General features: G+C 57.6%; 16 protein-coding genes and 1 pseudogene. 9 read left to right on the top strand and 8 right to left on the bottom strand.

Annotated elements, in window-relative coordinates; all coding sequences use genetic code 11:
- Positions 1 to 17: 17 nt before the first annotated feature.
- Genes bcsC through bcsR form a run of 5 tightly spaced genes read right to left on the bottom strand, consistent with a single transcriptional unit; the run spans position 18 to position 9,226 of the window.
- Positions 18 to 3,407 carry a cellulose synthase complex outer membrane protein BcsC gene (bcsC, locus tag Q3H59_RS19540; RefSeq protein ID WP_309836452.1) on the bottom strand — a complete coding sequence of 1,130 codons (3,390 nt, stop codon included), beginning with the start codon at positions 3,405 to 3,407 and terminating at the stop codon, positions 18 to 20.
- The gene (gene bcsB / locus Q3H59_RS19535) at positions 3,400 to 5,691 is read right to left on the bottom strand and encodes a cellulose biosynthesis cyclic di-GMP-binding regulatory protein BcsB (protein ID WP_405042125.1); all 2,292 of its coding nucleotides are present in this window, start codon (positions 5,689 to 5,691) and stop codon (positions 3,400 to 3,402) included. Before bcsB ends, bcsC begins: the two co-directional genes overlap by 8 nt.
- 9 nt (positions 5,692 to 5,700) lie before the next feature.
- Positions 5,701 to 8,304, bottom strand: coding sequence for a UDP-forming cellulose synthase catalytic subunit (gene bcsA / locus Q3H59_RS19530; RefSeq protein WP_309836448.1), 2,604 nt, complete (start codon positions 8,302 to 8,304; stop codon positions 5,701 to 5,703).
- A complete protein-coding gene (gene bcsQ, locus Q3H59_RS19525; RefSeq protein ID WP_309836446.1) occupies positions 8,301 to 9,032 on the bottom strand; it encodes a cellulose biosynthesis protein BcsQ in 732 nt (243 codons plus the stop codon). Before bcsQ ends, bcsA begins: the two co-directional genes overlap by 4 nt.
- Positions 9,032 to 9,226, bottom strand: a complete 195-nt coding sequence (gene bcsR / locus Q3H59_RS19520) for a cellulose biosynthesis protein BcsR (RefSeq protein ID WP_061719343.1) — start codon at positions 9,224 to 9,226, stop codon at positions 9,032 to 9,034. Before bcsR ends, bcsQ begins: the two co-directional genes overlap by 1 nt.
- A gap of 195 nt (positions 9,227 to 9,421) precedes the next feature.
- Here bcsR and bcsE point away from each other — a divergent pair.
- From bcsE to Q3H59_RS19490, 6 genes and pseudogenes are all read left to right on the top strand, one after another.
- Positions 9,422 to 10,971, top strand: a pseudogene (gene bcsE / locus Q3H59_RS19515) (cellulose biosynthesis protein BcsE).
- Positions 10,968 to 11,156, top strand: a complete 189-nt coding sequence (locus tag Q3H59_RS19510) for a cellulose biosynthesis protein BcsF (protein WP_192414390.1) — start codon at positions 10,968 to 10,970, stop codon at positions 11,154 to 11,156. Before bcsE ends, Q3H59_RS19510 begins: the two are co-directional and overlap by 4 nt.
- Positions 11,149 to 12,780 carry a cellulose biosynthesis protein BcsG gene (gene bcsG / locus Q3H59_RS19505; protein WP_309836443.1) on the top strand — a complete coding sequence of 544 codons (1,632 nt, stop codon included), beginning with the start codon at positions 11,149 to 11,151 and terminating at the stop codon, positions 12,778 to 12,780. Before Q3H59_RS19510 ends, bcsG begins: the two co-directional genes overlap by 8 nt.
- Positions 12,781 to 13,320: 540 nt before the next feature.
- The gene (gene hmsP, locus Q3H59_RS19500) at positions 13,321 to 15,333 is read left to right on the top strand and encodes a biofilm formation regulator HmsP (RefSeq protein WP_271460988.1); all 2,013 of its coding nucleotides are present in this window, start codon (positions 13,321 to 13,323) and stop codon (positions 15,331 to 15,333) included.
- Positions 15,334 to 15,561: 228 nt separating this feature from the next.
- Entirely contained in the window at positions 15,562 to 16,842 is a 1,281-nt protein-coding gene (locus tag Q3H59_RS19495) for a dicarboxylate/amino acid:cation symporter (RefSeq protein WP_101763784.1), read from the top strand.
- 245 nt (positions 16,843 to 17,087) lie between these two features.
- On the top strand, positions 17,088 to 18,596 hold the full coding sequence (locus Q3H59_RS19490; protein WP_101763783.1) for a pitrilysin family protein: 1,509 nt from the start codon (positions 17,088 to 17,090) through the stop codon (positions 18,594 to 18,596).
- A gap of 3 nt (positions 18,597 to 18,599) precedes the next feature.
- Here Q3H59_RS19490 and Q3H59_RS19485 read toward each other — a convergent pair whose 3' ends face one another.
- Both Q3H59_RS19485 and Q3H59_RS19480 read right to left on the bottom strand, forming a co-directional pair.
- Complete coding sequence (locus tag Q3H59_RS19485; protein ID WP_137384896.1) at positions 18,600 to 19,472, bottom strand: alpha/beta hydrolase; 873 nt, start codon at positions 19,470 to 19,472, stop codon at positions 18,600 to 18,602.
- A gap of 397 nt (positions 19,473 to 19,869) precedes the next feature.
- Entirely contained in the window at positions 19,870 to 20,799 is a 930-nt protein-coding gene (locus Q3H59_RS19480; protein ID WP_309836440.1) for a sugar kinase, read from the bottom strand.
- Between the two features lie 282 nt (positions 20,800 to 21,081).
- Here Q3H59_RS19480 and pdeH point away from each other — a divergent pair, with 282 nt between their 5' ends.
- Positions 21,082 to 21,855 (top strand): cyclic-guanylate-specific phosphodiesterase, encoded by a 774-nt coding sequence (pdeH, locus tag Q3H59_RS19475; protein WP_101763780.1) that lies wholly within the window; start codon positions 21,082 to 21,084, stop codon positions 21,853 to 21,855.
- A gap of 61 nt (positions 21,856 to 21,916) precedes the next feature.
- On the top strand, positions 21,917 to 23,977 hold the full coding sequence (locus tag Q3H59_RS19470; RefSeq protein ID WP_309836438.1) for an AsmA family protein: 2,061 nt from the start codon (positions 21,917 to 21,919) through the stop codon (positions 23,975 to 23,977).
- Here the strand turns inward: Q3H59_RS19470 and ppiC are convergent, their stop codons facing one another.
- Positions 23,978 to 24,259 carry a peptidylprolyl isomerase PpiC gene (gene ppiC, locus Q3H59_RS19465; RefSeq protein ID WP_008105734.1) on the bottom strand — a complete coding sequence of 94 codons (282 nt, stop codon included), beginning with the start codon at positions 24,257 to 24,259 and terminating at the stop codon, positions 23,978 to 23,980.
- A 72-nt stretch (positions 24,260 to 24,331) separates the two neighbouring features.
- Between ppiC and rep the strand changes: the two genes are divergently transcribed.
- A complete protein-coding gene (gene rep / locus Q3H59_RS19460) occupies positions 24,332 to 26,353 on the top strand; it encodes a DNA helicase Rep (protein ID WP_309836436.1) in 2,022 nt (673 codons plus the stop codon).
- Positions 26,354 to 26,506 lie beyond the last annotated feature (153 nt).

Raw genomic sequence — 26,506 nt, 5'->3', positions numbered from 1 at the left:
GGCTTAACAAGCCGCCGCTATTTAAAAGCCGCATACGGCGTCAGCGGTTGTGGCGGCATATCCATATCGCCATTCCAGCCGGACATTGAGTAGCGCATGAAAATCAAACCGTGGCTTGGGGTGTAATCTTTCGCTTGCTGTATATCCATCGCCAAGCCCACCGACCAATGCGGCGTAATGCGTCGCTCCACCAGCGCCTGCAGCGTGTAGCCAAAACCTCTACCCGAACTGCTGTCTGAGGTGGGATTCGACGCCAGCGTAAAGCCTGGATTGACCGGATAGCGCTGCTGCCCGTCGGTATGCGATTGCGACCAGGAAACCGAGCCGCCGAGATCAAACGACCAGTTCTCTGTGCGCTGGCGATAGGTCACCGGCAGCGACAGCGAGAAATATTGCTGCGGGCTGTAATAGCCGCCCTGACCGAAGGTGTAGTCGCTGAGATCCTTCTGGTAATGCCACAGCATGCTGTTCAGTCCCACGGTGGCGCGGCGATTATCGTCATTAATCAGCTTGTAATAATAGCCCGCCATCAGGCGTTCGCGGCTGTTATCCGCAACGTTATCACCGCTGAGTTGATGCGCACTGATATCGCCCCACACGCCATGCGCGCCGCCCTGATCGTAACTCAGTCCGAGCGAGCCGCCGGTTGCGACTACGCCGCCCCAGGTTTTGCCGCCGCTCGCCGCGGGATCGCGCGCGCCTGCGTAAGCCAGCAGCGAGCTGGAGATCGGTCGGCGTGATGCGGTGAACGTCAGGCCAATGTCTTTGACGTCGGTTTTCCAGCTGACGCCGCCGACCCAGTTGCGGGTCTCGAAGCCGAGCGGCGTGGTGCCGAAGTCTGCCGACCAGCGATCGTTATGCCAGCCCACGCCTAGCGCGGTACCTTCATCGCGCTGAGTAAAGTCGCGGCTGCATCTGCCGGAATTGTCATCGTTACAGCTGCCGAACTGCTCGCTGTGGCTGCCGTTGCTGGTGGAGAAAGTGCCGGCTGAAACCCGCACATGATCGACACGCACAAAGCTGTGGCCATCGGCCAGCGGTGTTTCCGCCTGCATCATGGTGGTATGGGCGGTGAAATCGGAAGTGCCGCCGTTGCCTTTGTTGCGCGAGTAATCCTGCTCCAGCGTGAACGTGGTGTCCTGCTGACGATAAAGATCGGCGGCGTCGCTGCGGATGCTACGTTTCAGCCAGTCATCCTGCGCCTGATTGCGGGTTAATTGCGTATAACGATCGTTATCCTGTGGCACATCCGGGCTGATGCCGCTCGCGGCCATCGCCCGTTGATAATCCTGCTGCGCTGGTGCGGGTTGTTGCAGCTGCGTTTCCAGCCGCGCCGCATCGCGAAACACCAACGCTTTTTCCTGTGACGCGGCCTGTTGCGCCGCGCGGGTTTTCAGCTCAGCAAAAATCTGTTGAGCACGAACCGCATCGCCACTGTTCTGCCAGGCGAGCGCCACGCGCCGACCGCTGTTCACACTTTGCTGCGCCACGCCTGGCGGCAAGGCTTGTAACGCGCGTTGCGCTTCAGCAGGGCGTTTTAAGGCGATCAAGGCTTCGATACGACCCAGCGCCGCATCGCCGTTTTTACGGTCTTGCTGCTGCACCTGTTGATAGCTCGCCAGCGCACTGCGGGCGTCGCCGCGCTCCAGCGCCCAATCGGCCAGCGTGATATCGCGGCGGATAGAAGCGGGTTGCTGTTGTAGTAATGCAATCGCCGCCGTTTCATCGCCGCGCGTGCGTAAATCACTGGCGCGGGTAAACACTTTGTCCTGCTCGAGACGATCGGCCAGCTCATGCATGTTGCTGTCCCAGCGCGCAGCGGGCAGGCGATGCAAGGTGGCCAGCGCCGCGTCATCGCGGTCGCCGGAAGCCAGCCACAGCGCCGATGCATACAGCGCTGTGGGTTCCTGTGGATGCTGGCGCACCATCGCGTCCATCACCTGCGCGCCCTGAGTTTCTTCGCCGCCGTTGCGCAGCGCGCCAGCCAGTCGATAAACCAGCCAGATATCATCAGGATTCGCCTGCGCTACCTGGCGATACTTCTCCGCCGCCTGATGCCATTGGCCTTGCTGCGCCAACGCATCGGCTTCGGCCATCAGCACATCGGTGCGCAGCTGTAGCAGACGACGTTTCGCCGTGCTATTGCTGCGATCTAAGCGCAGCGCCTGCTGCCAATAACGCTCTGCCTGCGCAGAATTTTTACCCGCCAGCGCGGCATCACCCAAGCCAATCAGCGCCCAGCTATCGCGATTATCCAACCCTTGCGCGCTGCGGTAATAGCCTTCCGCCGCGGCGATATCGCCTTTTTTCAGCGCCGCATCACCGTTGTTGATCGCCAACCAGTAACGGTTGGTTTGCAGCAGCGACTGCCATTTGCCGATCTGCGTGCTGGCCTGACCGGCCTGTATCGCTTTCTCCAGCCAGCGAATGGCGGCGGCGCGATTGTTGGCTCGCGCCTGCGCCTGGCCCATCGCGCCCATCAATTCAGCATCGTTGGGATTGGCGGTTAGCGCGGCATTGAGCGCGGCAATCGCATTGGCGCCGCCACCGGCATCCACCAGCGCTAAGCCACGCATCCGCTGGCGATACGCCGGATCGGCGAGCAGTTGTTGCTGACGCGCCAGCTCTTGCTGACCGCGCTGCTGGGCATCGCCCTCGGTAAAGGTTTGCAGATATTGCTGCAGGCTGGCGACGCTGCTTTCGCTCACCGGCTGATTCTGGATCTGCTGCAGCCACAGCTCGGAAGCGGCATCGCGCCCGCCGTTGCGGTTGGCGAGACGACGCAGCTGGGTAAAGGCTTCGCCCGGCTGATTGTTATCAAACGCCATGCGCGCCAGCTGCAGTTCTACGCCGATGTTGCCGGGGTAGCGCTGCTCCAGCGCCTGCAACTGTTGATACGCTTGCGGCTGCTGGCCGGGTAAACGCGCGACCAGCCGCCAATACTCCAGCTCGGTATTCACATCGGGGAACACGCCTTGGAACAGCGCGTCCCACGCGGCTTTGGCTTCGACGACATGCCCGGCAGTGGCCAGCAGTCGCGCCTGCTGCAGCTGCTGACGCCCTTCCGCAGTCACCAGACGCAAGCCGGCTGCTGATTCACGCGTGGCGGCGGCATTCGGTGCCACGCGCTTCAGTTCATCCAGCAGTTTTTGCGCTTTGGCCTGGTCGCCCTGGCGCAGTGCCATGCGGATTTGCGCCGCCAGCACCTGCGGATTTTCGGGATCGATTTTTTCCAGTCGATAGAGCGATTGCTGTACCAGATCGATTTTGTTGGTCGATTCGCCGGTACGAATCTGCATCAGCAGCCACTCAACCGGCGAAACCTGGGGACCGATCGGGGCGGCAGTCGCGCCTGCCAACACCCCGAGCGTGCTACTGATCAGCAATCCCAGCTGCAGCTTATTCATCGTCATCCAGCTCGGCCAGACGGCGACGGCTGACCATGCGCATTAAACGCCACGCCATCAGCGCAAACAGAACCACGACCACCACCGCGCAAATCGCCAGCCACACCGGATGGGTGGCCAGCAGATTCCACAGGCGTTCCCACCACGGCAGGTGACCGACGTAATAGGTATCGCCGACGCGGATGCTGTTAACGCCCGATTCACGGATCACCGTGGCGGTACCGAACACTGCCGCGCGTTTGCCGCTGTCGAGCAGCGCGTTATTCAGCAATTCCCAGCCGCGCGGGCTGTCGGCCAGCAATGCCACGACGCTGCGTTGATCGTTGAACGGTGACTGGAACCCGACAATCGCGCCCATCGGCCCACGTGAGCTAATGGTGGTTTGGCTTTCTACCGCGCGTTCACTGTCAGAAATCGGTACGTTAGCTGCTGCGTTGCTGCGTGCAGGCATGCTGATCCAGCTGCGGGCGGCATCGGCCAGCAGCGGGATCTTCGTGTCGTCCTGCAGATCCTGCGGAATGCCGCCGATCATCAACATATCCGCATCCGCCGATTTCGCTTTGCTCCAGTCATCGCTCATCTGCACGCGCAGCGCCGGATAACCGGTTTGTGCGCCGATGCTGCCGAGCGCATTCAGCAGCGTGCTGACTTCGTCATTGCTCGGCTTGAATGGCACCAGCACCAGCGTTTGCGCCAGATCGGCGTAGCGGCTGTACGGGAAACCGGCGTTGGCGAACGCGCCCAGCGACGGCATTTCGATGTAGTGACGATAGCCGGAGAAATCGATACTCGAGGTATCGTCAATCACCACGTGATGTCCGACGGCGGTGACGGTTTCACAGCGGCCATCGGCGGTACCGCCAATAAAGGTGTTGGCGTAATCAAAGTTAAAGCGCAGCTGATTCACTACGCCAAGGCGCAGCGCCGGAATGGTCAACTGGCGATTGCTGTCCTGCAAACCCTGCATCAGCGGGATGCGCATCAGCTGCTGGCCGGCGGTATCTTTCTGCGTCAGCGGATAATCCTGCATGAACTGATTGTTGAGATGCACCGCGAGGCGCGAACCATCCTGCTGAATCGGCGAGGTGTAGCGGTAGCGCAGATCCATATCGATGCCGCGTGCGCGCACCAGGAACAGATCCGGCGGCAGATTCAGCGTCAGGCTGATCGGATTCGGCTGCAAACCGTTGCCCTGTAGCTGGTTTTGATACTGCGTCAGCTCGGCAAAGGTGGTGCGGCGATCGGTGCGCACCCAGTTCGGCGCGTCGTACGGCTGGCGTGCAGCAAGCAGTTTTACGCTGTCGATGGTTGAGCTGTCGCCGCGCAGCAGCAGCTGGCCTTGCGCAATGCCTTCGACGGCGGTCAGCAGGTCATTATCGTCACGGCCGAGGATCAGCAGCATCTTCTCGTACGGATTATCCGGCTGATTCACCATCTCCACCGTCGGTTTCTCCACCGGCGGCAGATCTTTCAGGAAGTCGGGGCGATGATCGTTGGTGGCAAACACCACCGCATGCTGCTCTTTGGGCAGCTGGTTATACAGCACCGGGAAAGATTGTCCGCGCCACTGCGCTTTGCTGCCAAACCAGGAAGCCAGAATCCCGGCCGCACGCTGTTGCAGCAGATTCGGCTGGGCGTTGAAGACCATCGGCAACTGCAACGGACGGCTGTCACGCGTATCTAAGAACGGCTCCGGGAAATGCGACAGATCGTTCTTCAGCGGCAGCTTCTGCAGCGTCAAATCGAGTTTGCTGGCTTTGCCGATATCCAGCCAGATGGTGCTGTTGGCCGGGTTTTCACATACGTTGGCATAGTGACCTACCAGCTCAAGCCGCACGCGGTTGAAGTCGCTGATAAAGCGCGGATCGATAGGGATTTGCGTTTGGTTCTCTTTGCCGAGCTGCTCGGCGGTGACCGTCACCAATCCCACCAGTTCATCGTTGAGATAGACTTTGAGCTGCGACAGCGTCGGAATCAGCGCCGGCGAGGGACGATAGCTCAGATTCAGCAGCGCGCGCGTCACCACTTCATCGCTGCGCACGCCGAACTCAATCTGGCTGCTCGGTTCGGTACCGCGCAGCGTCATGCTACCGGGCGGCGGAGCGACCTGATTAAACACCAGCTGGCTGTCACGCAGCGGCGCGTTGGCGTCGACCTGCGCGTTCACCTCCGGTAACGGCTGCGGCGCAGTCATGGCGCCAGAAATCAGCGGCGCGGCCTGCACCACAGAGACGCAGCCCAGCAGCAGGGCGGTGAACCAACTCAGTTTTTTCGTCATGGTCATATCATCAACTTAAGTAAAATCGGTTTTGATCGTCGCAGGCTGGCGGTCAATACGCTGCGGTAGCAGTGTCGCCAGCCAACTCACCAGCGCGGTGAGGCCACGGAATAAGCGGCGCAGCGGCGCAGGTCCATACTCGGCCAGACGCAGATAGCCTTTAAAACCCAGCACCATAATGTCGGCCAGACTTTGCACCGGTTTATCTTCCGGGAAGCCGTCCTGCCACAGCGCCCAGGTATCGGCGCGAGCGAAGGTGCACTGAATAAATTCAATGTGTTGGCGCGTCGTGAGTTGATGCAGGCGAATCCCGGCGCGACGGCCAAACACGCGCTGCACCTGACACGGGAAGCTGAACTCTTGCTGACCACGGCGCAGCAGCAGCGACACGGTTTCGTCCTCTTTCAGCGCATCGGCTTCGCGCAGCTCAACGCCCACGCCGCCGTCGGAATAGTCACGCAGGGTGCACGGCACCATGTGTCCATCTTCACGTGCGATGGCGGCAGGCATGGCGATTTCCACACGATGCGCTTCGCGGATCTGGCGCGCTTCAACCGATACCGCCACCGCGCCGCCGAGGATAATCATGTTGTAAATCACCCACACCAAACTGACCCAAATGGTGAGCATTTCGTTGGCCGGACCGTACGCCATGCGCCAGAAGGCCATGCCAATACCGGCGATATTCAGCAGCACCAGCATCATGTACGGCTTGGTAATCACCCAATCGAGATGACGTTCAGCCACCAAACCACCTTTGGCGGTAACGTTGAATTTGCCTTTGTGCGGATTAAACAGCGCCACCGTGGTTGGCCGCGCGATGTACCACGCCAGCACAGTTTCATACACTTCGCTCCAGAACGAATGTCGCCAGCGGCCCTGAATGCGCGAGTTGGTCAAACTGGTGTGCAGCATGTGCGGCAACACGTAGATGGCGATCGCCAGCGCGGGCGCGTAGATGATGTAGGCGTGGAACAGCAGAAACGCCAGCGGTGCCAGCAGGAAGATCAGACGCGGAATCCCGGCGAGAAAGTGCAGCATGGCGTTGGCGTAACACAGGCGCTGCACCAGCTTTAATCCTTTACCGAACAGCGGGTTATCGAGGCGGAAAATCTGCACCATACCGCGCGCCCAGCGGATACGCTGGCCGATATGCGCGGACAAACTCTCGGTGGCCAGACCGGCAGCCTGCGGAATACGGATATACGCCGAGGTGTAACCCTGACGATGCAGGCGCAGCGAGGTGTGCGCATCTTCGGTGACGGTTTCTACCGCAATGCCGCCGATCTGATCCAGCGCCGTTCGGCGCAATATGGCGCAAGAGCCGCAGAAGAACGCCGCATCCCAGGTATCGTTGCCATCCTGCACCAAACCGTAAAATAGCGAGCCTTCGTTAGGCGTCTGGCGGAAGCGACCGAGGTTACGTTCAAACGGATCGGGTGAGAAGAAGTGGTGCGGCGTTTGCAGCATCGCCAGCCGATGATCTTTCAGGAACCAGCCCATTGTGAGCTGCAGGAACGAGCGCGTCGGCACATGGTCGCAGTCAAAAATGGCAACATATTCGCTGCGGCACACGGCTTTCAAAGCATGGTTGATGTTGCCCGCTTTGGCGTGTTCGTGGGTGGGACGCACCACGTAATTGACGCCGACGCTGGCGGCAAACTCGCGGAACTCTTCGCGCGTGCCGTCGTCCAGCAGGTAGATATTGAGTTTGTCCTGCGGCCAGTCGATGCCCATCGCCGCGTAGAGGGTCGGTTTCACGACGCTCAGCGGTTCATTGTAGGTCGGTACCAGAATATCGACACTCGGCCACGAGGTGATTTCCGGCGGCATCGAGACCGGCTGACGATTGAGCGGCCACAGCGTCTGGAAATAGCCCAGCACTAATACCGCCCACGCATAGGTTTCTGCACCTATCAGCAGCAGACCAAATGTCAGGCTGATCGGGTCGTCCCAGTTGAGGGTTTCGGTGTAGCGCCACCACAGATAACGGCAGGAAATCGTCAGCGATAACACGATCAGCATGATGGTGGACAAGCGGCCCGGCACGCGACGCACCAGCATCGCCAATCCCCATAACAGCAGCACGAAGACAAACTGCGTAGTGATGCCGAAGGGCTGCGAGATGCACAGCAGCGCCAGCAGGCTGGCGACAATCGCTGCCACGATAAACAGCAGCTGCCGCAACCACGCGGGCAGCGCCTGAATACGTTGTTCGCTGCGCTGGGCGAACCGGTTTCGTTCCAGCCGTGCCGGCAGCGCACCGAGCCACTGATAGAGCGGCTCGCGCCAGCGGAACAGCGGTTTGACGCTGAAACTTTTACGCGTGCGTTTATCCAGCGGCAATACCAGCATCAGCCACAGGCTTTGCAGTGCATAGCGCAGCGGGTCAAGCGGACGTGGGCGCAGCGGCGAAATTTGCGGGTAGTAACGTTGGCGATGTTGCAGGATGCGCTGCCATCCCGGTGTTTCCAGCCGCAACAGCGACCACGCTAGTACGCACCACATTAAATGCAGCGCGATGGTGAAACGGCCCGCGCCATGCTGATGCGCCAGCTGAGCGCGGCGTTGCAGCGCCTGCCACGCTTGCGGCATCAGCAGCCAGCGTAATGGATTCACGCCATGCCTCCCGGCACATGCAGCAGCAGCCAGTTAGCCAAGGTGTTGATCTCTTCGCTGGCCAGCGCATGCGGCCGATATTCGCCCACCGGCTGTTTCATCATCAGCGCTTCCGCCAGCGCTTCATCGCGGTGAATCACTTGGGGAATCAGGTTTTTCAGTGAGCTGCTCCACAGCTGATGCAGATCCTGCTGTAGCTGGCTGTTGGCGTTGAACTGGTTGATCAGAAACAGCGTGTGCGCAGGAAAACGCGCGTGATGCAGACGCAACTGACAGTTGGCATCCAGCGTTAGCACCTGCAGCAGACGATCGGCGGCGGTAACCAGGGATCGCTGCCACGGCAACAGATCCGCTGGCATGTCGAAAATAATCCAGTCGTAGTGCGATTTCAGGACCGGCAGCGCGTGTAGCAGCGGTGCGGCAAATTCTGCGTTGATAGCGCTGATGCTGGCGTACTGTTGCGACGTGAGTGCGCCAAACGGCAGAAAATCCAGCCCTGCTTGATAGCGCTGCGCGCACTGCTGCCACGCTTGCTGTTCGAGCAGCGCGGGCGCCCAGCCCTGAGCGCGGTCGAGCGGCATATTAAAATGGGCAGCTAGCTGATTTACCGGGGAAAAATCGATAACCAGCACCGATTGCTGCAGCGCGTTAAACGCCCAGCCGAGTGCGGCGCTCAGCGAGGTAGCGCCACAACCGCCACGCAATCCTTGTAATGCAATAACAGGCATTAACGTTCTGACTCCTGTGCGGCGCTTATTTCACGCAGCAATGGCCAGCGCGTCATAATGGTATTCAGTCGCGCTTCGCGGGCAATATCAATGTAGCGAAATGCCTTAAGGGAAAAGGCATCACTTAAGGCTGTAATGTCATCGTGCTCTTCGCTGCTAGCAGCATTCAGCGAAAATGCATTCTCTGTTTTCATTATTTTCTTGCCACCGAAAAATCGACAACGGGTGAATTGTGGTTTTATTTTTTGTAAAGTTTAAACCTGAAGTAAAGACAAATGCTATCCACAGATCAATATGATTTGCGCTAATACGCTATTTTTTATTTCACCCGTTCCAATTGTGGCTGTCTCGATTAAACTAGCCTGGATTGTATCGATCGCGAATCAAATATGAAAAAACATTATGCGCTTGGCCTGCAGCAAATTCAGCAGGAATTAAATACTCTGCAGAATCCGGGGTTTTACTGGATTATCAGCCAGCGTCAGGAAGATGCGCGAACGCTGCTGCGTCAGGTAGTTAGCCAACAAAAGGCGGCTACGCTCATCAGTGCGGATGAGAAACCGCAGGCGCTGTTGACGCCCGATCCCATCGGCGGTCCAGCGTGTATGCCGTTATTTTCACTGCCGGCTAATAAACGCAGCCTAAAGCAGCTGGAAAGTGATTTTTCCCGTGTGCTTAATAGTCGCAGTGGCCTGGTGATTTTTTATAGTAATGCCGCGCTGTGGGGGAAATTATCGCCCGATGAGTTAACCTTCTGGCTTAAGCGCATGCGCCGTTTGTTATCTAAAAACAAATTACGTTGTTAATGATCACCTCCGGTACGTCAATAATTCACCTGCGTAATCATCTGCAAGGTTATTTTCGCCAGCTTGATGGTCTCGCACATTTGGAGTTTCAGCAGGACAGTTGGCATTATCGAATTAACTGGTGGTATGCGGCAGATAAATTACTGGCCGACCGCGCTATCCGTTTGAGTTATGTCGATAATCAATTTATTGCCGTTAATCAAGCGGAACAAAATATTCCCTTAAGCCGCAATGATGAAAATCAATTCCTTGCGCAGGAAGGTGTGCTGGAAGGCGCGCCGCCGCTTTCAGCGCAGTGGCAATTGTTTAGCGATAACGAAAGCGTGTTCTCGCGTGCGCAGCAGGCGAACGCCGCCACGGTCATCTTTAGTCTGGTTCATAATCAAGACATTAATTCTTTAGCAACGATGGTCCATAGTTTGCGTCGCTCACGCGGTAGTGCGCTTAAGATTGTGGTGCGCGAAATCAGTACCACGCTGCGCTACAGTGATGAGCGTTTGCTGCTGGCCTGCGGCGTGAATGCCATTGTGCCGACCGCGGCCAGCCTGTCGCGCTTTCTTACCACGCTGGAAGGGATTCAGGGGCAGCAGTTCTCGCGCCACGTGCCTGCCAATCTCCATGACCTGATGCAGGCGCTGCAGCCGCTACAGCAGAAAGGCTATTTACCGCTGGATGCATTTTGCGCGGCGGTGCAGCAGTTGATGAGCAATACGCTGCTGCCGGAAAATGACAAAGGCTTGATGGTGGCGCTGCGCGCGGTGCCGCAGCTGAAACCCGAACAGATTCTGACGCTGTGTAAACCGCGCCGCTTCGGCGATTTGGTGACGCTGGTGAACGACCGCATCTATCTGTTCCTCTCTTCATGCCGATTCAATGATTTGGATATCGCGCTGAAGTCGATCTTCTCGCTGCCGCACGACGAGCTGTTTAGCAATCGCATCGTCTGGTTTGAAGACAATCAGATCGTGTCGGAGGCGGACAAAATTCGTCAGCTGACGCCGGTGGCGCAGCGCGACCGGCAGGCCGCGCCGCTGGCCGCTGCGCCAGTCAGCACGCAAACCGCCGCGCCTGAGCGCGGGGCACAAACGCCGCAGCCGATTACCCTTAACCTCGACGGAGTAAGCCACCAATGACACTGATGGATTGGGTGCAGGTGGCGATCCTGCTGTTACTGATTTTGCTGTTCCTGACATCACTGTTTGGGCGCGGACGAGCGCGTAGCGGCTCTAATCCGCTGCTGCGTTTGCTGCCGACACGCGCATTGAAATCAGAAGGACAGTGGCAACGCAAAACCCATAAAACGGATAAACATGAATAACAGATTCACGATGCACGGTTCGTGGTGGCGCGGCCTCGGCGGCTGGAACTTTTACTTCCTGATTAAATTTGCGCTGCTGTGGTACGGCTACCTTAATTTTCACGCGCTAAGTAACCTGGTGTTTCTGGCGTGGCTGCTGTTCCCGCTGCCGGGCGCGCGGCTGCATCGCCTGCGTCAGTGGATTTCGCTGCCGATTGGCGTGGCGTTGTTCTGGCACGATACCTGGCTGCCGGGACTCCATTCGATTATGAGCCAGGGCAGCCAGCTGGCAGGCTTCTCGCCCAGCTATCTGCTCGATCTTGCTAATCGCTTTATCAACTGGGAGATGATTGGCGCGGGCTTTGTACTGCTGGTGCTGTATCTGTTTATCGCGCAGTGGATTCGCGTCACCGTGCTGGTGTCGCTGATGCTGATCTGGCTCAACGTGCTGACGATCGCCGGACCGGCAATGAATTTACTGCCGAACAGTGCCGCCACGCCGACGGTGAAGCTCAACGATACGCCAGCGGCGAAAGCGCCAGATGGCCTCGATCAATCCGCGCCGCCAACCAGCGCCAACCTCACCGCGTGGCTCAACCGTTTTTACGATGCCGAGCGCCAGCGTGCGACCCATTTCCCGGACGCCTTGCCAGCTGATTCGCAGCCGTTCGATATTCTGGTGATCAACATCTGTTCGCTGTCGTGGTCGGATTTGAACGTCGCGCAGCTGCGTAATCATCCGCTGTGGCAGCACTTCGATATTCTGCTTAACAACTACAACTCTGCTACCGGTTACAGCGGCCCGGCGGGGATTCGTCTGCTGCGCGCCAGCTGCGGCCAGAGCTCGCACAGCGATCTGTACAAAGCCACCGATCAGCGTTGCTATCTGTTTGATAATCTGGCGAAGCTGGGCTTTAAGCAGCAATTGATGATGGATCACACCGGCGTGTTTGGTAACTATCTCAAAGAGCTACGCGAAGAGGGCAATCTGCAGGCGCCGCTGATGTCGCAGGCGGGCATCTCGCCGGAGGTGACGTCATTTGATGGCTCGCCGGTATTTAATGATGCGCAGCTGATGCAGCGCTGGCTCGACGATCGCACCAAGAGCAGCGATGCGCGCTCCGCGACCTTCTATAACCTGATTCCGCTGCATGACGGTACGCGCGAGTTGGGCAGCACGCGCAGCGCAGACTGGCAGCCGCGCGCCAAAGTGCTGTTTGATCAGCTCGATGCCTTCCTGACCAATCTGGAGAAGTCGGGCCGTCGCGTGATGGTGCTGGTGGTGCCGGAACACGGCGCGGCGCTGCAGGGCGACAAGATGCAGATGTCAGGATTGCGTGATATCCCCAGTCCGGATATCACCCATGTGCCGGTCGGCATTAAGTTTGTTGGCATGAAAGCACCGCATCAGGGCCAGCCGCTTAGCGTGGAGACGCCTACCAGCCTGATGGCGATCTCGGAAATCGTGTCGCGCGTGGTGGATGGCCAGGTATTTAACGCGCCGAACGTTAATATGTCGGTGCTGACCGATAATTTGCCGCAGACGCCGGTGGTGTCTGAGAACGATAACGCGGTGGTGATGATGTATCAGGGTAAACCGTGGATTCGCCTGAACGGCGGAGATTGGGTGCCGTATCCGCAGTAGGTCGCCATTAATGGTGTGATGCCGCTCAGTTAAGCGCGGAGCGACTTTCGTTCGCCATGTGCTGAGGCAGTTGCAGCACCTACGTGCGGCGACCGAGCAGAGGACGCCTGGCCGCGCCCTCTGCACTCCCGGGCCTTGCGCCAGCCCAACCCGCCGCTTCGCGGTGCCTTCACTCATTCACGATTCCTGACGGACCGGTGGCGATTCGCTCCTGCTCAGCGCCACCTCTCGCCGCATCCATGCGGCTCGCCCTGGAATCCCTCATTCGCTCAGCGGCTCGGGATGTCGCCTCAACACCCGCGCTGCAGCATTAACGCGTATTTTTCACTCGCAATCGCTACAAATCTCATGGGGTTGTCATCCATGACGGCCAGGCGCGCTTGAATGCGCGTCAAAACCTGCATAATTCCGAATCACTTCATAAATAACCAAACTTGCTTATTTTTCGCCTTTATCCCGGCGAAAAAAACGCGTGACCTGGGATATACTCGCTGCGAATTTCATCTCATTACACGCCTTTGGTGGCCTGGAGAAGTTTTGTTGCGCGTCAGTCGTTCTCTAACGATAAAGCAGATGGCGACGGTTTCCGCCGTGGCGATGGTGACCATCTGCATCTTTATTGTCATCCAGCTCTTTCACTTTGTGCAGCAGCGCAGGATTGACTACGCCCAGCAAATGGAAAATGTGGCGCACACCGTGCGTCAGCCACTCTCCGAAGCGGTGCTCAAAGCCGATATTCCGCAAGCCGAACGCATCCTTAATACCCTGAAACCGGCCGGTATTTTATCGCGCGCCGATGTGGTGTTGCCAAATGCCTTCCAGGCGCTGCACGCCGATTTTGCGCCGGAAAAACCGGTGCCGCGCTGGGTCGCACGCCTGTTTGAGCTGCCGGTACAAATCACGCTGCCGCTCTATTCTGTGGAGCGTTCCGGTTTGCCGAAGCCGATTGCCTATCTGGTGCTACAGGCTGATTCCTCCCGCGTCTATCAGTTCCTGCTCAGCACGTTATCCACCATGATCACCACCTATCTGCTGCTGGCGCTGATTCTCTCGATCGCCATTAGCTGGTGTATCAACCGCTTGATTGTGCATCCGCTGCGCGATATTTCGCGTGATTTACAGGAGCTGCCGCCGCAGGCGATTCTGACCCACAAAATGAAGCTGCCGAATAATCATCGCGATGATGAAATCGGCATGTTGATCCGCAGCTACAACCGCAACCAGCAGGTGCTGGAGTCGATTCACGACGAAATGAGCCGCATGACCACGCATTTTGCCGTTACGGATCTGCCCAATCGCGCGCTGTTCCTTGCGCTGCTCGAACAGCACATCAGCCATCGCCACAATCGTCAGGCGTGGGGCTTGATGGTGATTCGCATTGAAACGTTGCAGGAAGCCAACGGCGTACTGAGCGATGAGCAGCGCGATACGCTGATGCTGACGCTGGTGGAGAAGATTCGCAGCACCGTTGACGATCACTCACTGCTGGCGCAAACCGGGCCCAGCGACTTCGCCTTGCTGATGAAGCGCGCGCACAATCCGTTCCGCGCCATGCGTCTGGCGCGCAACCTGATGATTCGCATTAATCAGCCGGTGAACCTGCAACAGCTGCAGCTGCGTCCGAACGCCAGCATTGGCCTGGCGCTGCACGAAGAGAGCAGCATCTCGGCCAGCGAACAGCTCGATCGCGCCACCTCGGCGATGATGTCGGCGCGGCATCAGGGCAAAAACCAGATCCTGTTCTTCGATCCGGCGCTCACCGAGCGCGCGCAAAAGCGTTTAACGCAGGAACACGACATCTTGCAAGGTCTGCAGGACGAGCAGTTTGCTCTTTATCTCCAGCCGCAAATCAATATGGAAACCGGCGAGCTGGCCGGTGCCGAAGCGCTGCTGCGCATGCGCATGCCGGATGGCAGCTACGGATTATCGGAAGAGTTTATTGCCAGCGCCGAAGAGATTGGCGTGATCTCGGCCATTGGCCGCTGGGTGTTTGAAGAAGCCTGCCGCATTCTGGCCGGCTGGCAGAAGCAGGGCATTAACATCCCGCTCAGCGTCAATATCTCGGCGGTGCAGCTGCGTGATGCCAGCATGGTCAGCCATTTGCAGGGCTTGCTGGAGCGCCATCGCATCGCGCCGGGCAACTTCGTATTGGAAATCACCGAAACCGCGCAGATTGGCGATGCCGAACAGGCGATTGCGCTGCTGCGCTTGCTGCAGCAAACCGGCGTGGCGGTAGCGCTCGATGATTTCGGGATGGGCTACTCCAACCTCAACTATCTTCATCAGTTCAAAGCGCTGCCGGTAAATAAGCTGAAAATGGATCGCAGCTTCGTCGCCGCGCTGCCGGATGACGACACCATGGTGCGCATCGTGGCGGCGATTGCCGACATCATTCACCTCGACGTCATCGCCGAAGGTGTGGAAACCGCCGAGCAGCGCGACTGGCTGCTGGCGCGCGGAATTACTATAGGGCAAGGCTACTTATACGCTGAAGCGCTGCCGCTCCACATCTTTAACCAACGCTGGCTCAATAGCTCGCAACTCCCTGAATAATCACCTTGGTTATTGATTTTCCTTACAAAATTGTAGCGAAGCGCTGTGCTGAAGCGTTTCAGTTCATAGTTAGAGTTTTGTAACTTTTGTAAGGAATAGTAGGGGATATTAATCTTGTTAACAGGGTGTTATTTTCCTCGCCATCGGTAAGGTTTTACGCTTCTGGCGGCTTGCCGCATGCGTTCTCCACAACAATGGCGGTGCGAACCGTCTTACTGGACACCTGTTATGAAAATCTTAAAAAGCCTCTATTTTCAGGTACTGGTTGCCATCGGCATCGGCGTCCTGTTGGGCCACTTCTATCCTGAGTTAGGCGCGCAAATGAAGCCGCTTGGCGATGGTTTCGTTAAGTTGATCAAGATGATCATCGCCCCCGTGATTTTCTGTACGGTGGTGACCGGTATTGCCGGCATGGAGAGCATGAAAGCCGTTGGACGTACGGGCGCAGTGGCGCTGCTGTACTTTGAAGTGGTCAGTACCATCGCGCTGATCATCGGTTTGGTGGTGGTTAACGTGGTGCAGCCTGGCGTGGGCATGAACGTTGATCCAGCCACGCTGGATGCTAAAGCAGTCGCGGTATACGCGCAGCAGGCGGAGCAGCAAGGTGTGGTCGCCTTCCTGCTGGATGTGATCCCGAATAGCGTCATTGGTGCCTTTGCCAGCGGCAACATTCTGCAAGTGCTGCTGTTCGCTATCCTGTTCGGCTTCGCTCTGCATCGCCTGGGCAGCGCCGGCACCGTGATGTTCAACGTCATTGAGAGCTTCTCGAAAGTGATCTTCGGCGTGATCAACATGATTATGCGTCTCGCGCCAATCGGTGCCTTCGGGGCGATGGCCTTCACCATCGGTAAATATGGCGTCGGCTCGCTGGTGCAGTTGGGGCAGCTGATCATCTGCTTCTATATCACCTGCGTGCTGTTCGTGGTGGTGGTGTTGGGGCTGATTGCACGCTTCGCTGGCTTCAACATCTTTAAATTTGTCGCCTACATCAAAGAAGAGCTGCTGATTGTGCTGGGCACGTCATCTTCCGAGTCTGCGCTGCCGCGCATGCTGGATAAGATGGAGAAGCTGGGCTGTAAGAAATCGGTGGTGGGGCTGGTGATTCCAACCGGCTACTCCTTCAACCTGGATGGCACCTCGATTTACCTCACCATGGCGGCGGTGTTTATCGCTCAGGCGACCAACGCGCATATGGATGTGTTCCACCAAATCACGCTGTTAGTGGTGCTGCTGCTCTCCTCGAAAGGCGCAGCGGGTGTAACCGGCAGTGGCTTTATCGTGCTGGCGGCGACCTTGTCAGCGGTGGGACATTTACCGGTTGCGGGCCTGGCGCTGATTCTCGGTATCGACCGCTTTATGTCCGAAGCGCGTGCGCTGACCAATCTGGTGGGCAACGGCGTGGCGACCATCGTGGTGGCGAAGTGGGTCGGCCAGCTGGATGAGAAACAACTGAATGCGACGCTTTCTGCCGGGAAAAAGGTGAATAACGCACCAGAAACCGCCGCATAACCTGCTATTTGCGTTAATTTGCCGAGAAATGCCCGCTGTCGCTTGCCCTGACAGCGGGCATTTGCATAATAAACCCCATTGATTTTTTTCCCGATTTTTTGCCTCGTTGCGCGACATCCTGACCTTCTCGTGGTCAAAGAGTCTGTTATTAAATAAACGTGGCGGCACAATGCCGCGCCGGTCACCCCAGATGTGACCGAACATGCCGCGCTAACGAGCGTTGATCTGTTTGAGTAGGGGTTCACATGCAGGGCACCAGAATTCGGCTTTTGGTTGGCGGATTGCTACTGGCAGCGTCCGGTTTTGGCGTGCACGCCGAGACGCTCCAACCCGATCCCGCCTGGCAGGAAGGCAAACTGGACAATGGTTTTAGCTGGCAGCTGCTAACCACACCACAACGTCCAAGCGATCGTATTGAGCTGCGCCTGATTGTTAACACCGGTTCGCTGGTGGAGAGTGCGCAACAAACCGGCTATAGCCATCTTTTACCGCGTTTAGCGATGGTGCACAACGCCACGCTGGACACCAATCAGCAACGTGCGCTGTGGCAGCAAGCCATGGATCCGCAACGTCCGCTGCCACCCGCTATTTCGTCGTACGATTACACCCAATACAACCTGAGCTTGCCGAACAACCGCCCTGATCTGCTGAAAGAAGCGCTCAGCTGGCTGGCGGCGACCGCCGGGAAAATGACGATTAATGAGCAGGTGGTTTCTACCGCATTAATGGCGACCGATCCGATTGCCACCTGGCCTGCCAATACGCAGGATGTGTGGTGGCGCTATCGCCTGAAAGGCTCGGCGATGCTGGCGCACGATCCCGGCGAGCAACCGCGCGCGCCGGTGGATATCGCACAGCTCAACAGCTTCTATCAGCAGTGGTACACGCCCGACGGCATGACGCTGTACGTAGTAGGTAACGTCGATAGCCGCAGCATGGCGGAGCAGATCAACAAAGCTTTTGCGCCGCTGAAAGGCAAGCGTGTCGCACCTGCCGCGCTACCGACGCTGTCACCGCTGCCGCATCAGCCGGTGAATCTGGTGAATGGCGGCATGAATCAGGATCGCCTGTCGCTGGTGTGGGACACTGCATGGCAGCCGATTCGTGATTCGCAAAATTTGCAGCGCTACTGGCAGAGCGATTTAGCGCGTGAAGCGCTGTTCTGGCATGTGCAGCGCGCGCTGGCTGACAGCAAAGCGCAAAGCGTGCAGGTTGGCTTCGATTGCCGCGTGCTCTATCAACGTGCGCAGTGCTCGATCAACATGGACAGCCCGAATGCCTCTTTGCCGCAAAATATGAATCAGGTGGCGAAAGAGCTGGCAGCGGTGCGTGACAAAGGGTTACCGCAGGAGGAGTTTGATGCGCTGATGGCGCAGAAGCTGCTGGAGCTTAACAAGCTGTTTGCCACTTACGCCCGCACCGACACCGATATTCTGATGGGCCAGCGGCTGCGCTCGCAGCAAAACGCGGTGGTGGACATTGCGCCTGAGCAGTATCAGAAGCTGCGTCAAACCTTCCTCAGCGAGATGACGCGCGACCAGCTAAATCAGGAACTGCGCCAGCAACTGTCGCAGGAGCTGACCATGGTGCTGATTCAGCCGCAGGGTGAAGCCGAGACCAACGTGAAGATGCTGCAGGAAAGCTGGGATAAAGTGATGAAGCTACCCGAACCGCCAGCGGTACCCGCGAGTCCGGAAGAAGTGAAACCGGATAACAGCGCAGGCGCGGCGGATCAGACCGCGCCATCATCCTAAACATTAGGTCTTAGCACGTAGCCACTCGGTTACCAGCATCGGCCAACTGGCGAGCGGTAAATCTGCCACGCCACGGATACCAAATCCGTGGCCGCCTTTCTGGTAGAAGTGAATCTCCACCGGCACTTTGTGCTCACGCAGCGCGCTGAAGAACACCATGCTGTTGTTCACCGAAACCGATTCATCATCGGAAGCGTGAATCAGCAGCGTCGGTGGCGTTTGTGCGTGCACGCGCGTCTCCAGCGAATAAGCATCAACCATCTTCTGATCCGGCCATGCGCCGAGCAAGCGGGTGCGCGCACCTTCATGCGCCAGACCTTCACGCATGCTGATCACCGGATAGAGCAGCACCATCGCATCCGGGCGCGGTGTGAAGCTGTCGGCTTGGTCCTGCACCGGATAGAGTTTCTCGCCAAAGCGGGTGCCGAGGCTGGCGGCAACGTGTCCGCCCGCCGAGAAGCCCATCATCACGATATATTTGCCGTTCAGCCCGCGCTGCGCACGTTCACGCAGCACGCGCACCGCACGCTGCGCATCGGCCAGCGGCGCGTCTGGACCTTCATGGTGACCGTCATACGGCAGGCGATAGGTCATCACCGCCAGCGTGTAGCCCATTGACGTGAAGAAGGTGGCAAGCGCGCTGCCTTCGCGGTCGATCAACACCCGCTGATAACCGCCGCCCGGTGCCACCAGCAGCGTGATGCCGTTCGAAGTTTCCGGATGCCAGATGGCAATTTCCGGGCAGCGCACGCCGGTGGCGGCGCGGTCATAAGGTTCGTACTCTTTGGCGAGATCGACGATCTGCGGCTGAGCGCGCGAATCGCTCGCGCCTGGCGCATCACCGTGTGGCCAGATATTGATGATTTCTGTGTGCATAAGTCAGTCCTGAGCGAGTCATGTTGTCGTTATTTTTTCGCGGCCGGAGTAACAGCGTCCTGCTGTTGTTGATTAAAACATGGTCTTTTTTGCTGCTGGCGTCCAGCCGAAAACCGCCGATTTCGCCAGTTTCGGACTATGCCTGGCGGCCAGATTTCCTGCCATAACACATTGAATTTAAATCGATCTGATTAGCGCGAGTGAAGAAGTAATACCGCTTTTGTTACAGAAGTGGATGAGTCAGGTCGTTAGCGGAAATTGGCAGGGAAAAATGCTGCGTTAAGGCAAACTGCGCGGGCGGGTTGGTTAGCACAGGTAATGAATAGTGAGGAGATTTGTAGCGGCGCGATTCATCGCGCAACAAATTGCGCCGCTACGGTTGGTGCAGGTGGTTATGTCATTTCGACATCGCGCTGAGCGGGATAATCGCCCCGCGATACTGGATCACCGTGCTGGCGGTGAGATGACCGCGTGCGGCGGCATCTTCGGCGCTTCCTCCGGCTAAACGCACCGCCAGATAACCAGCGCTGAAGGAGTCGCCAGCCGCGGTGGTATCGATCACTTTCTCTTTCGCCAGCTTGATGGCGGCGACCTCGCGCAGCGGCTCATCGCCAACCGCCACCAGACAGGAGTCCGCACCGCGTTTGATGGCAATTTCCTGCACGCCCGCAGCGCGTGTGCGAGCAATCACCGCATCCAGCGGCTGCTCGCCCCACAGCAAATCTTCGTCGTCGAGCGTCAGAAATGCCATGTCGGTATGACGCAGCATCTCGGCATACGCCTGCTGAGCGCTGGCTTTATCGGCCCACAGACGCGGACGATAGTTGTTATCGAAAATCACCTTGCCACCGTTCTGACGACAGGCGCTAAGCAGCGTCATCAGTTTTTCGCGACTGGTCGCAGGCAGAATCGCCAGGCTGATGCCGCTCAAATAGAGATAATCATAGTGCGCCAGCTGCTGGCAAATCGCGTCCGCTTGCGCGCTGTCCAGCCAGAAACGGGCGGCGGCGTCGTTGCGCCAGTACCAGAAGGTCCGCTCGCCGTGGTCGTCGGTTTCGATGAAGTACAAACCCGGCATTTTATTGTCGAGGCGCTGAACCAGCGCGGTTTCGACATTTTCCTGCTGCCAGGCGGCGATCATCTGGTCACTGAAACTGTCGGTGCCGAGTGCGGTGACATAATCGACACGCAGCTGTTTATCTGACTGACGCGCCAGATACACCGCCGTGTTCAGCGTGTCGCCGCCAAAACCGCGTTTGATGTTCTCACCTTTCTCGGACAGCTCAATCATGCATTCGCCAATAATAGCGATTTTCTTCTGCGTCATGGTCTTCAGCCTGTAGTGAATTCTGCCTTAGTCTCGCGTCTGGTATGGCAGTCGTCAATGGTTTTTAAAACGATGTTTTGATTTAACTTAAGGCAGCAAACCGCCTGCGCCACGGTGATTTAGCGGCCAAAGCGCGTTTTGTTTTGCCGATTAAGTGCGAAGCACGCTGTTACACTCAACTCTTCATGGGACTAACGAGATTGATAAAGTTATCCCGGCGATCGCCGATACTTGCCGCTGAGATGCTATTTGCAGGCACTCAACACCAACCAGGAAAAAACCATGGTGATGAAGAATTTGAGTCATCGGCTGCCTGTTTCAAATGAATTGGAGCAACAACAGGAAACGCGTCTCTTCTGGCAACAGTGCCAACGATTCTATACTTTCCAGCCGATTTATCAGGTCTCAGGCCGCATGCTGGCTATTGAATTACTGACGGCGGTTACCCATCCCTCCGCGCCAGAAAAAAGGCTGTCGCCCGAAGACTATTTTGAAGCACTGACTATCGCGCAGCGCCTCGGTGTCGTCCAGGAACAACTCGAGCTGCTGATCACATGGTCAGCGTTTTTCAATCAGCGTCAGCTGGTGGCGTCGGTTAATATCGACGGTCCAACGCTGATGGAGATTGAGAAGCATGAGTCGATTCGCACGCTGATTGCGCAACTGCCGTGGGTGCGCTTCGAGCTAACGGAGCATCATGCGCTGCCGCAGGAAGAGATGGTGGCGAAGATGCCGGAACTCGGGCCGCTGTGGCTGGATGATTTTGGCTCTGGCATGGCGAACTTCTCCGCGCTGACCGAACTGCGTTACGACTACATCAAACTCTCGCGCGAGCTGTTTATGCTGCTGCGCGCCAGCGATGAAGGCCGCTCGATGTTCTCGATGCTGCTGGCGTTGATTAACCGTTACTGCAACGGCGTCATCGTTGAAGGCGTGGAAACCGAAGAGGAGTGGCAACAGGTGCGTAGCTCGCCAGCGATGGCGGCGCAGGGCTACTTCTTCTCGCGTCCGGTGCCATTCAGCGAGCTGGAACGTATGGCACTTGAGCTTCCCTGATCCCGTTCCGCGGCGTCTCGACTATCCTTAGTCAGACGTGGAAGGGCAAGGAGGAAGCAATATGTCACGTACTCGAAAGATCCTGAGCTGGGTGTTCGGGATTTTTTTGTTATTGGTTGTAGTGATTGTGGTGCTCATCGCCACCTTTGACTGGAACCGCTTGAAACCAACGATTAATCAAAAAGTTTCAGCCGAACTGAACCGACCTTTCGCGATTCGCGGCGATCTCGGCGTGGCCTGGGTTCGCAACCGTGAGGAACCTGGCTGGCGCAGTTGGGTGCCGTGGCCGCAGGTGCATGCCGATGATGTGATGCTCGGCAATCCGCCATCCATTCCTGATGTCACCATGGTGCATCTGCAGCGGGTTGAAGCGACGATTGCGCCGCTGGCGCTGCTGCATCAGCAGATCTACCTGCCGTGGATCAAGATGCAAAAGCCGGATGCGCGGCTGGTGCAAACCGCAGACAAGAAGAATAACTGGACCTTTGATCTCGCCAGCAGCCAGAACAGCGATGCTAACGCCGCGCCTTCTGCCTGGTCCTTCCGCCTCGACAATATTTTATTTGATCAGGGACAAGTGCGCTATCGCGACGCCGTCAATAAAGCCGATGTCACAGTGACCATCAATCCACTGGGCAAACCGGTGCCGTACGCCCAAGTGGCGGGGGGTGACGATCAGCAGAAAGGCGCGGGTGATTTTGTCTTTGGCTGGCAGGCGAACGGCACCTACAACAATCAGAAGCTGGATGGCGACGGTAAAATTGGCGGCATGCTATCGCTGCGCAGTAAAACCACGCCGTTCCCGCTGCAGGTGGATGTGCGTAATGGCACCACGCGCGTACGTATTGACGGTACCTTGCAGGATCCGCTCAATCTTGGCGGACTCGATGTGCGTCTGCGCTTTGCGGGCGATACGCTGGCCAATCTGTATGGCCTGACCGGCGTGCTGCTGCCCGATACGCCGCCCTATGAAACCGACGGCCATTTGATTGCGCGTTTCAATGAGGCCAAAGGGCCGCTATTCCGCTACGAGAAGTTTAACGGCCACATCGGCGACAGCGATATTCATGGCTCGCTCACCTATCGTCAGGGCAAACCGCGTCCAACGCTGACCGGTGAATTGACCTCGAACCAGCTGCGGATGGAAGATTTGGGGCCACTGATTGGCGTCAACTCCGGCAAAGGCAGCGAGAAAACGCAGCAGGCCAAAGCGCAGCGCGGCGAAGCTTCATCGCAGCCCGCCGATCGCGTGTTGCCACACGACAAGTTTGATACCAAGAGCTGGGATGTGATGGACGCGGATGTGAAGTTCAGCGGCAAGCGCATTGAACACAGCAGCAAGCTGCCGCTCAGCGATCTCTATACGCATCTGCAGCTGAAAAACGGCGACCTGTTGCTCGATCCGCTGCGCTTCGGTATGGCCGGCGGCAGCATCAACTCCACCATTCATCTGGAGGGCGACCGCAGCCCGATGCGCGGACGTGCCGATTTGCACGCGCGTAAGCTGCGTCTGCGTCAGCTGTTCCCGGATGTTACGGCGATGCAGAACAGTTTGGGCCAGCTCAACGGCGATGCCTCGCTGAGCGGCACTGGCAATTCGGTGGCGGATCTGCTCGGCACCAGCAATGGCGAACTGAAGCTACTGATGAATGATGGCCTGATCAGCCGTAGCCTGATGGAGATTGCCGGACTGAACGTCGGTAACTATGTGGTGGGTAAGCTGTTCGGCGATGATGAAGTGAAGATCAACTGCGCGGCGACCGATATGAATATTCGTCAGGGCTTAGCGACGCCGAAACTGTTCCTGCTGGATACCGAGAATGCGGTGATCAACGTGTCGGGCAACGTTAACTTCGCGAATGAACGCATGGACTTGTCGATCAATCCGGAGAGTAAAGGGATTCGCATCATCACGCTGCGTTCGCCGCTGTATGTGCGCGGCACCTTTAAAAATCCGGATGCCGGGGTGAAAGCCGGACCGCTGATTGCACGCGGTGCCGCAGCGGTGGCGCTCGGTGCGGTGGTTGCTCCCGCCGCCGCGTTGATCGCACTGATTTCGCCTAGCGATACTGACGACAATCAGTGCAGTAATGTGCTGCAGCAGATGAAGAATCAGAAGTGATCAGTTACGCCACAGCACTTTGATGATGTGGTAACCAAAGGCGGTTTTCACCGGTCCGTAAGGCTGTAGCAGCGGACAGGAGAAGACCGCCTTATCAAATGCCGGTACCATTTGTCCTTTACGGAACTCACCCAAATCACCGCCGTTGCGTCCGGATGGGCAGGTAGAGTGTTTCTTTGCCAACTGCTGGAAGTTCGCCCCTTTCTCAAGTTGCGCCAGCAGGGATTTGGCCTGCGCTTCCTCTTTCACGAGGATATGTAAAGCCGCCGCGGTTTTCGCCATGATGAAGTCCTAATGTGTATAATCCGGCCATTATAACCTCCTTTCTTTTGATTCAACTGAGCGAATTCCGTTATGCGTTTAAACCCCGGCCAACAACGAGCTGTCGAATTTGTCACCGGTCCTTGTCTGGTGCTGGCCGGTGCTGGCTCGGGTAAAACCCGCGTGATCACCAACAAAATCGCCCACCTGATCCGCGAATGTGGCTATCAGGCGCGCCATATCGCCGCCGTAACCTTTACCAATAAAGCCTCGCGCGAGATGAAAGAGCGCGTGGCGCAGACGTTGGGGCGTAAAGAGGCACGCGGCCTGATGATTTCCACCTTTCATACGCTGGGATTGGAGATCATTAAACGCGAATACAAGGCGCTGGGAATGAAAGCCAGCTTCTCGCTGTTCGACGATCAGGATCAGCTGGCCTTGCTTAAAGACCTGACCAAACAGTGGCTGGAAGAGGACAAGACGCTGTTACAGCAGCTGATTTCCACCATCTCCAACTGGAAGAACGATCTGGTCGATCCGCAGGGCGCAGCGGGTTTGGCGCAATCGCAGCGCGACCAGATTTTTGCTCACTGTTATCAGCTGTATGACCAACACCTGAAATCCTGCAACGTGCTGGATTTCGACGACTTAATCGCGCTGCCCACGCTACTGCTGCAGCGTAATCAGGAAGTGCGCGAACGCTGGCAGCAGCGCATTCGCTATCTGCTGGTGGATGAGTATCAGGACACCAATACCAGCCAATATGAGCTGGTGAAGCTGCTGGTGGGTGCGCGCGCGCGCTTTACCGTAGTGGGCGATGACGATCAGTCGATTTACTCATGGCGTGGCGCGCGTCCGCAAAACCTGGTGCTGCTGCAGCAGGATTTCCCGGCGCTGGAAGTGGTGAAGCTGGAGCAAAATTATCGCTCGACGCAGCGCATCCTGAAATCGGCCAACATCCTTATCGCCAACAATCCGCACGTATTTGAGAAGCGCCTGTTCTCAGAATTGGGGCAGGGCAGCGAGCTGAAGGTGCTGAGCGCGAATAACGAAGACCACGAAGCGGAACGCGTAGCGGGTGAATTGATCGCGCATCACTTCATCAACAAAACCGCCTACAAAGATTACGCCATTCTTTATCGCGGCAATCATCAGTCGCGCGTGTTCGAGAAGCAGCTGATGCAGAACCGTATTCCGTATCGTATCTCGGGCGGCACGTCGTTCTTTTCTCGTCAGGAAATCAAAGATTTGCTGGCTTATCTGCGCGTGCTGACCAATCAGGAAGATGACAGCGCGTTTCTGCGTATCGTGAATACGCCGCGCCGTGAGATTGGTCCGGCAACGCTGCAGAAGCTGGGCGAATGGGCCAACCTGCGCAATAAAAGCCTGTATAACGCCAGCTTCGATATGGGACTGGAGCAAACGCTGAGCGGGCGCGGGCTGGAGCATCTGCAGCGCTTTACGCACTGGCTGAGTGAAATCGTCCAGCTGACCGAACGCGAGCCGGTGAATGCGGTGCGTGATCTGATTCGCGGCATCGACTACGAAAGCTGGCTGTTTGAAACCTCGCCCAGCCCGAAAGCCGCTGAGATGCGCATGAAGAACGTTAACCTGCTGTTCCAGTGGATGACCGAGATGCTGGAAGGCGATGAGCTGAACGAGCCGATGACGCTGGCGCAGGTGGTGACGCGCTTTACGCTGCGCGACATGATGGAGCGCGGTGAAAGCGACGAAGAGCTCGATCAGGTGCAGCTGATGACGTTGCACGCCTCAAAAGGGCTGGAGTTCCCGTATGTCTATCTGGTTGGCATGGAAGAGGGGTTATTGCCGCACCAGAGCAGCATCGATGAGAACAACATTGAGGAAGAGCGGCGTCTGGCTTACGTGGGGATTACGCGAGCGCAGAAAGAGCTGACCTTTACGCTGTGCCGGGAACGCCGCCAGTATGGCGAGCTGATGCGCCCGGAACCGAGTCGCTTCCTGCTGGAGTTGCCGCAGGACGATGTAGTATGGGAGCGCGAGAAAAAAGTGGTGAGCGCCGAAGAGCGCGTGAAGACCGGGCAGACGCGCGTCGCTGGATTGAGAGCGATGCTGGAGAATGCGAAGAAGGGTTGAGTTCCCGGTCCGTGCTCGCAGTCCCCCTCCTCGATCCGTGCTCGCAGTCCCCCTCCTCGGTCCTCCCCCATGAATGGGGGAGGAAGATGCTGCAAAATGTAAGTGTTGAAGCAGCCTGTGGCAGCATCTCCTTCCCCCGCGGGCGGGGGAAGG

The sequence above is a fragment of the Pantoea sp. SORGH_AS_0659 genome (genome assembly GCF_031453915.1).
GTDB lineage: Bacteria > Pseudomonadota > Gammaproteobacteria > Enterobacterales > Enterobacteriaceae > Pantoea > Pantoea leporis.
This window is presented reverse-complemented; position numbering and strand designations above follow the sequence as displayed.